This is a genomic window from Faecalicatena contorta (assembly GCF_021531995.1).
Classification (GTDB): Bacteria; Bacillota; Clostridia; order Lachnospirales; family Lachnospiraceae; genus Dorea_A; species Dorea_A contorta_A.
In genome coordinates, this window is record NZ_JAFBIZ010000129.1 from 1 (window position 1) to 7,499 (window position 7,499).

8 protein-coding genes are annotated in these 7,499 nt (G+C 39.6%); 6 read left to right on the plus strand and 2 right to left on the minus strand.

All coding sequences use genetic code 11. The features are described 5' to 3' along the window. The first annotated feature begins 2 nt into the window (after nucleotides 1-2). From JQM82_RS13450 to JQM82_RS13475, 6 genes are all read left to right on the plus strand, one after another. The gene (locus tag JQM82_RS13450) at nucleotides 3-440 is read left to right on the plus strand and encodes a sigma-70 family RNA polymerase sigma factor (RefSeq protein ID WP_235250894.1); all 438 of its coding nucleotides are present in this window, start codon (nucleotides 3-5) and stop codon (nucleotides 438-440) included. Between the two features lie 4 nt (nucleotides 441-444). Beyond that, entirely contained in the window at nucleotides 445-1,206 is a 762-nt protein-coding gene (locus JQM82_RS13455) for a hypothetical protein (protein ID WP_235250895.1), read from the plus strand. Then, entirely contained in the window at nucleotides 1,190-2,077 is an 888-nt protein-coding gene (locus tag JQM82_RS13460; protein ID WP_235250896.1) for an ABC transporter ATP-binding protein, read from the plus strand. Before JQM82_RS13455 ends, JQM82_RS13460 begins: the two co-directional genes overlap by 17 nt. Beyond that, entirely contained in the window at nucleotides 2,064-3,275 is a 1,212-nt protein-coding gene (locus JQM82_RS13465; RefSeq protein ID WP_235250898.1) for an ABC transporter permease, read from the plus strand. The genes JQM82_RS13460 and JQM82_RS13465 overlap by 14 nt, the downstream gene beginning before the upstream one ends. Next, nucleotides 3,276-3,959, plus strand: a complete 684-nt coding sequence (locus JQM82_RS13470) for a M15 family metallopeptidase (RefSeq protein WP_317244421.1) — start codon at nucleotides 3,276-3,278, stop codon at nucleotides 3,957-3,959. 281 nt (nucleotides 3,960-4,240) lie between these two features. Next, nucleotides 4,241-6,073 (plus strand): recombinase family protein, encoded by a 1,833-nt coding sequence (locus JQM82_RS13475; RefSeq protein ID WP_235250899.1) that lies wholly within the window; start codon nucleotides 4,241-4,243, stop codon nucleotides 6,071-6,073. A 57-nt stretch (nucleotides 6,074-6,130) separates the two neighbouring features. Here JQM82_RS13475 and JQM82_RS13480 read toward each other — a convergent pair whose 3' ends face one another. Both JQM82_RS13480 and JQM82_RS13485 read right to left on the minus strand, forming a co-directional pair. Continuing rightward, nucleotides 6,131-7,066, minus strand: a complete 936-nt coding sequence (locus JQM82_RS13480; RefSeq protein WP_235250900.1) for a site-specific integrase — start codon at nucleotides 7,064-7,066, stop codon at nucleotides 6,131-6,133. 12 nt (nucleotides 7,067-7,078) lie between these two features. After that, on the minus strand, nucleotides 7,079-7,267 hold the full coding sequence (locus tag JQM82_RS13485; RefSeq protein ID WP_235250901.1) for a hypothetical protein: 189 nt from the start codon (nucleotides 7,265-7,267) through the stop codon (nucleotides 7,079-7,081). Nucleotides 7,268-7,499 lie beyond the last annotated feature (232 nt).

A 7,499-nucleotide genomic window follows, 5' to 3' on the forward strand; every position in this document is an offset into this window, starting at 1 on the left:
CTATATTAACTTACTGCTGCTACCACTGTCCCGATACATCATACGCCGAGGATCTTACGCAAGAGGTCTTTGTACACTTTTTTGAAAAACTCTCCAATTACCATTATATGGGTAAAACCCTAAACTATATGTATACCATAGCCGGGAATCTTTGTCGTGATTATTATAAAAAGGCAAGGGATGACTTGTGGGATGGTGCATCAAATGAGATAGGGGATATGTCTGATATTTTGGAATTGGATGGTATCTTTGATAAAATTGCAATCGAAGATGCTTTGAAAAAATTGCCTGATGAATTGCAGGAGGTCATTATTTTCCACTATTTTAGAGATTTGAAATTATCTGAAATAGCAGAGCTTCTGCAAGTTGGATTACCGCTTGTGAAATATCGAATCCAAAGGGCGAGGTTGTTATTAAAGAATTTGTTGAAGGAGGATTGATTTTATGAACGCAAATAAGCAATCTAATGAGAATAAGAGCGATAATACAGTCATTTCTGATGAACAGAAAATCAGATTGACGGTAAAGAAATCATTGGAAGCTTTCTATGCTGCGGAAGAGAAAAAAATACTGTCATATCATGAGTTCCTATGGACACAGTTAAAAGTAATTGAAAAGAAATGGTGGCTGTTTCAATTTCTGCTTCTTTTTTGTTTGTGGTTTATCTTGAAAAATGCGGAGGATGATTTTTATATCCAAAGAAGTCTGGGAGTAATTGCATCATTATTCGTTATTTTAGTTATCCCGGAATTTTGGAAAAACAGTTCAAACAAATCTATGGAAATCGAAGCTGTTTCCTATTTTTCCTTAAAACAGGTGTATGCAGCAAGAACACTATTGTTTGGCATTGCAGATACTCTTTTATTGACTGTGTTCTGCGGTGCCGCAACCGTTGGTCTGCATTTTGAGCTGCTTCAACTGATGGTTCAATTTTTGCTTCCGTTAAGTGTAACAGCCTGCATCTGTTTTGGCACGCTATGCAGTAAATATTCTTTCAGCGAAGGATCTGCGATTATCTTATGCGTCTTATGGAGTGCTATATGGCTGTTTATCGTCCTAAATGAAAATATCTATGAAAAGATTGCTGTTCCAGTCTGGATACTGTTGATTGGATTCGCAGCTATTTATATGTTTCTTGCAATCTATCGCTTATTGAATCATTGCAATCATTATTTGGAGGTGTTACAAAATGGAAGTGAAATTTAATGATTTAACGAAGAAATTCGGAAACTTTACGGCTGTAGACCATCTGACCATGACTATGACAAATGGCGTATATGGGCTGCTGGGGGTAAACGGAGCGGGAAAAACAACGATGATGCGAATGCTTTGCACATTGCTGAAACCTACAAGCGGAAGTATTACCTGTAATGGAAAAGACATTTTTGAAATGGATAGTGAATATCGAAATTTACTGGGATATTTGCCACAGGATTTTGGGTTTTACCCCGAATTTACGGTGCAGGACTATTTGATGTACATTGCATCTCTAAAAGGAGTACGCCCTGCTGTTGCTAAGAAACGGGTGAAAGAGCTAATTTCTAAAGTTGGTCTTTCCAAAGTTACCAACAGAAAGATGAAAAAATTGTCAGGCGGCATGAAACGTAGAGCAGGAATCGCACAGGCAATGTTAAATAATCCTGCAATCCTGGTATTAGACGAACCGACAGCAGGGCTTGATCCAAATGAGAGGATTCGTTTTCGTAATTTGATTAGTGAATTGTCAGAAGAAAGATTGGTACTATTGTCTACTCATATCGTATCAGATATTGAATATATCGCAAACCAAATCTGGTTGATGAAAGACGGAAAACTAGTGCGCAGCGGAACATCGGATGAACTCATTCGTACCATGCCGGTAGATGTATGGAAATGTTTTGTAAGAAAAAGTGCGGTCTCTTCTATGGCTGAAAAATATAAGATTTCAAATATGAAAGCAGAGTCCGATGGCGTGGAATTAAGAATTATCTCTAAAGAAAAGCCGGTTCCCGAAGCAAAATGCGTGGAAGCATCTTTAGAGGATGTATTTTTGTATTATTTCGGAGAAAAGGCAGGTGATAAAAATGCTGAATTTTGAGTTGAAGAAAGTGTTTTCTAAATCCAGGAACAAAATTGTAATTTTGCTTATGGTTGTGATTACGATAATTACCAGCATTTTGACTATTAACAGAGTGGAATATGTGGATGAAAACGGGAATCATTCGGTTGGGTTTACGGCTGCTAAGAATCTAAGAAACGCAAGGAACGAATGGGCAGGCTATCTTACCGATGATGTGCTGAAAAAAGTGATTGCCGAAAACAGGAGAATTAACAATTCCGATGAAGCACAGTCTGATGACATTGCAAAACAGGATCAGGCATTTTCAGAGAAACAAGGCATTTTGGGTATTCTTGATGTTATCAGTTCCGCATGGAGCGATTACAGAGACTACAATTATTTTGCCGCTGACAGCGTGTCCGAGGACGATGTAAATAAGCTGTATGAAAAGCGGATTTCTACGTTGAAAAATTGGTTGGATTCCGGTAAGGAATATTATACGCAGAAAGAAAAGGATTTTTTGATTCAACGATATGAAGCGTTGGACACTCCATTTTACTATGAATATACGGATGGTTGGGCAGCATTGCTGCAAAACATATCAACATTTATTTTGATGTTAGCTTTGATGATTGGTTTTTTGGTCTCAGGTATTTTTTCAGACGAGTTTCAGACAAAAGCAGATTCCATCTTTTTTTCTGCTAAGATGGGAAGGAACAAGGCTATTGTATCAAAAGTAGGTGCGGGTTTTCTGATTACCTCAGTTTTCTATATAGTCTTTGTAGTGCTTTATACGCTGACTATCATTTGCGTACTCGGTGCAGATGGCGCAGGTTGTCCGCTTCAATTAGATATGTGGCGGTCTGTTTACAATATTACTTTTTTCAGGGCTTATCTTTTTATTGTAGCAGGCGGTTATATCGGTACATTATTTGCAGCTACACTTGCTATGTTAGTATCTGCATTTAGTCACTCCACTGCTACCGCAATTATTGTACCTTTTATTGTTTTGTGTGTGTTTCCTTTTTTAAGTCGAATTATTACGCTGCCGGGTTTCTGTTCCTTTTTCCCGGATCAATTGTTGGATATTTATAATGACTTAAAAGAATCAGCTTTGATTGAAATTGGAGGAAAAATTATGACCTCTGCAACGGTAATTGTGCCTGTTTATGCCGTAGTTTGTCTGATCCTTCAACCTATATTATATCGTGTTTATAAGAGAACGGAGATTAAATAAGTGAAACGGCATGAACATAAAAAGAGAATGCGAAAATGGGTACTACTTCTCTCTGCTTTGATTATTATACTTTATGTGCTGGCTGTAAAGGGAATTGGAATTACACATCATGCTGCAAATAATGATTATGGCTGGAATTTATTGCTTGTTAATCATGAAAACTACATTCCCCATAATTATAAGGTGGAGCTAACCGAACTATCTAATGGCGAAAAAGTTGATTCTCGAATCTATCCGGACTTGCAGGATATGTTTGATGATGCAAGGGCGCAAGGATATGGGCTGTTTGTTGCCGCTGGCTATCGTACAACAGAAAAGCAACAGCAACTGATGGATGAGAAAATAGACGCATATAAAAATGAGGGTCATAGCAGTTCAGAGGCAAAACGACTTGCAGAGCAATGGGTGGCAATACCGGGAACAAGCGAGCATCAGATTGGCATTGCTGTTGATATAAATGCTGATAAAACAATTAATTCCAGTGATGCTGTCTATACATGGCTTGCTGAAAACGCACACAAATATGGTTTTATCAAGCGTTATCCATCTGACAAAACGGATATAACCGGAGTGATTAACGAACCCTGGCACTATCGGTATGTTGGAAAAGAAGCAGCAAAAGAAATATATTCACAGGGTATATGTCTTGAAGAGTATATTGATGAATTAGACCGCAATAAATAAATGTAGCTGTTTAAGGCTGATTAGTGTTGTATAAATGCTGACAACAATTCTAAAAGCTATAAAAAACAGTTCCGTTTATCCCCTCGAATTTCTCCTATAAGTGAAGGAACAATTTCTGACTTTATGACAGGGTTACATACCCTGTCATTTTTATGGTCATTTTTAGAAAATCTGTTCCCGAATCACAAGATTATATAGCAGTGACCCTGTATCTATGGTAGAATAAATTCATCCATAGATGCCCGGTCACAGAGGTATGGATACCTCGGAAAGGAGATTTTATGAAGAGACCGGACAACAACAAAATAACAGCACTTTACGAGAGACTGTCACGAGATGATGAACTGAATGGAGACAGTAACAGCATTGTAAACCAGAAGAAAATGCTTGAAAAGTATGCCAAAGAACAGGGGTTTACGAACCTTGCTCACTATACCGATGATGGGTATAGCGGCACAAACTTTGACAGACCGGATTGGAAGCAATTGACTGCTGACATTGAAGAAGGAAAAATCGAATGTGTTATCGTCAAGGATATGAGCCGAATCGGCAGAAATTATCTGGAAGTAGGCTTTTATACAGAGGTTCTGTTCCGAGAAAAAGGCGTCCGCTTTATTGCTATTTCCAATGGTGTTGACAGCACGCATTCTGAATCCAATGAATTTGCACCATTCTTAAACATTATGAATGAATGGTATGTGCGTGATACCAGCAGAAAAATCAAGTCTGTACTTCGCAATAAAGGTATGGAAGGCAAGCATCTGACTTCTAATGCCATCTACGGATACAAAAAAGACCCGGAAGATAACAACCACTGGCTTGTTGATGAAGAAGCCGCTGCTGTGGTAAGACGCATTTTCCAGTTGATTATTGAAGGGAATGGACCGATGCAGGTTGCGAGAATTCTTACAAACGAAAAGGTTGAACGTCCTTCCTACTATCTTGCAAAACAAGGACTCGGTACTTGCAGAGGTAAATGCGATATGACAAGACCTTATTCGTGGACAGCTACCACTATCACAGACCTCGTATCAAAACCGGAATACATGGGGCACACAGTTAATTTCAGAACCTTCAAGGAATCATACAAGGACAAGCATTCCCAATATGCTAATCCGGAGGACTGGCTGATATTCAGAGATACGCAGGAAGCTATTGTTGATGAAGACACCTGGTATATGGTTCAGAAAATCAGAGAGACCAAGCACCGCCCAATCGCACAGGGCAAAGCAAATCCATTGACCGGACTCATGTTTTGCGCAGATTGTGGTGCTAAAATGTTCAACCACCGCACAAAAGGCTATGAGAAAAAGGATAAGGATGGAAATCCGACCGGTAAATATACCAATGCACAGAATAATTACACCTGCTCTACCTACAGCAAGGCAAAGGGACATTTTGAAAACAAATGCTCCCAACACCACGTAAGAACAGATGTGGTCAGAGACCTGATTTTGACAACACTGCAATATACGGCAAGCTATGTCAAAGAACATGAGGATGAATTTCTGGAAAAGGTTAGAAAATCCAATGTTCTGAAGCAGGAATCAGATACGAAGGCTCTCACAAAAAAGATTGCAAAATCTGAAAAGAGGGTTACTGAACTTGATCATCTGATAAAACGTATTTATGAAGATAATGTATCCGGGAAGCTGTCGGATAAGCGTTTTGAATTGCTGTCTGCTGATTACGAAAAGGAACAGGCGGAATTAGAAGAATTCCTTACTTCTGCCCGAGAGCAGTTAGCCACAGCAAAGGAAGAAGCTTCCAATGTCGATAAATTCATCGCACTGGTTCATAAGTACACAGATTTTTCTGAACTGACCACACCAATGATTCACGAATTTATAGACAGAATTGAAGTTCACGAAGCTGACAAGTCAACAGGGGAACGCACACAGGAAATCGACATTTATCTCAAATATGTAGGCAAGCTGGATGTTCCAATGCCAGAACTGACACCGGAAGAATTAGCCGAAGAAGAACGGAAACGTCGCAAGCGTGCGTGGAATCGAACCTACAACCGACGCAAAGCTGAGAAAGAACGTGCTGAAAAAGAAAAAGTAGCTTTAGAAGCTGCAACAGATACTGACAAATCTAAAAAGGGAGCATAGGCAACTGCCGGAAACTCCCATTACATAAGGGTTTCAAGCCCACTTCTAAAAATATCCCTATGAAAGCGCAACATGGCTGTGGCGAAGATCATGAATCCGAATAACCGGAACTCCTGTCGCTTTGCATCCCCTTTCCATCTCATGTTTCAGATAGGATTTGGAAAATGGGAAGATCCGCTGATCCGGTGCCAGTGAATAATACATCTGAAAATAGTCCTGCATCTCTTCACAGAGGAACTCCGGCATCACAACGATCCGATTACTTTTCGCAGTCTTGGGCGAGGTAATAATGTCCTGCTTTTTCATACGGTGATACGTTTTATTGATCCGCACCGTCTGTTTTTCAAAATCAAAATCTGCCGGAGTAAGGGCAAGCAGCTCTCCTTCCCGGATTCCGGTCCAGTACAGCATCTCAAAGGCATAATAGGATCTGGGCTTGTCCATCATTGCCTCGGCAAATTTCAAATACTGTTCCTTTGTCCAGAACTTCATTTCCTTCGGAATCTCTTTTCCCATACTTCCTGCCTGTCTTGCCGGATTGCAGGGCAGATTATAATAATTCACCGCATGATTGAAAATTGCTGTAAGCTGTGCCTGAATCGTTTTCAGATAATCCACAGAATAAGGCTTGCCCTTTTCATCCCGGTATGCCATCATCTCATTCTGCCAGGCGATCACATCCGCCACTGTGATCTCGTTGATTTTCCGTTTTCCAAAGTACGGAAGGATTTTTGTCCGCACAATGTGACTTTTCGTCTCAAATGTACTTTCCTTTACCCTCTGACGTTTATACTCGGAATAAATCTCATAAAAGCTCTCAAACGTCATATCCAGCTTATTTCCTTTTCGAAGCATCATTTCATGTTCCCATGCAGTCGCTTCCCGTTTGGTCTTGAATCCACGTTTCTGCGTCTGCTTTCTTTCCCCGGTAAAATCGGTGTACCGGAACACCACTCTCCATGTACCTTTGTCTTTTTCCTGATATACAGCCATCTTAAGTACCTCCTATTTTTCTTCATAAAACAACTTTTTCTTGAAATAATTGGCATCCACACGCCCTGGCACTGTGATCAGTCCCATTTCGCTGAGTTCTTTATTCAGCTGGCGGATAATCTGGTATGCCTTTGACTGCTTGACCTGTAAAATATCCATTACCTCTTCTGCTGTCAGAAATCCATTCTTTAATTCAGACATTCCATTCACCTCCTTCCACATCATCTTCAAGGAAAAACCCCTCTACTTATCCAAAGTTTCAAGGCACCTTATACAACCTCATTTTCAAATTTTCTTAAACCTAACACTATTCAGTTAAGTTTTGATTGTATTATATTAACTATTTTCCGTTAAGTCAAGTGGTTTGAACATCGGCAATTAAATTTTTTTGTTTAAGTTTTTCTTGCGTCTTATTTTTCCATATGCTATACTG

What these genes read in the sequence shown, in the direction of transcription:
- JQM82_RS13480 (WP_235250900.1), bottom strand. Translation starts at nt 7,066, where the DNA reads ATGGCTGTATATCAGGAAAAAGACAAAGGTACATGGAGAGTGGTGTTC.
- JQM82_RS13475 (WP_235250899.1), top strand. Translation starts at nt 4,241, where the DNA reads ATGAAGAGACCGGACAACAACAAAATAACAGCACTTTACGAGAGACTG.
- JQM82_RS13460 (WP_235250896.1), top strand. Translation starts at nt 1,190, where the DNA reads ATGGAAGTGAAATTTAATGATTTAACGAAGAAATTCGGAAACTTTACG.
- JQM82_RS13485 (WP_235250901.1), bottom strand. Translation starts at nt 7,267, where the DNA reads ATGTCTGAATTAAAGAATGGATTTCTGACAGCAGAAGAGGTAATGGAT.
- JQM82_RS13465 (WP_235250898.1), top strand. Translation starts at nt 2,064, where the DNA reads ATGCTGAATTTTGAGTTGAAGAAAGTGTTTTCTAAATCCAGGAACAAA.
- JQM82_RS13455 (WP_235250895.1), top strand. Translation starts at nt 445, where the DNA reads ATGAACGCAAATAAGCAATCTAATGAGAATAAGAGCGATAATACAGTC.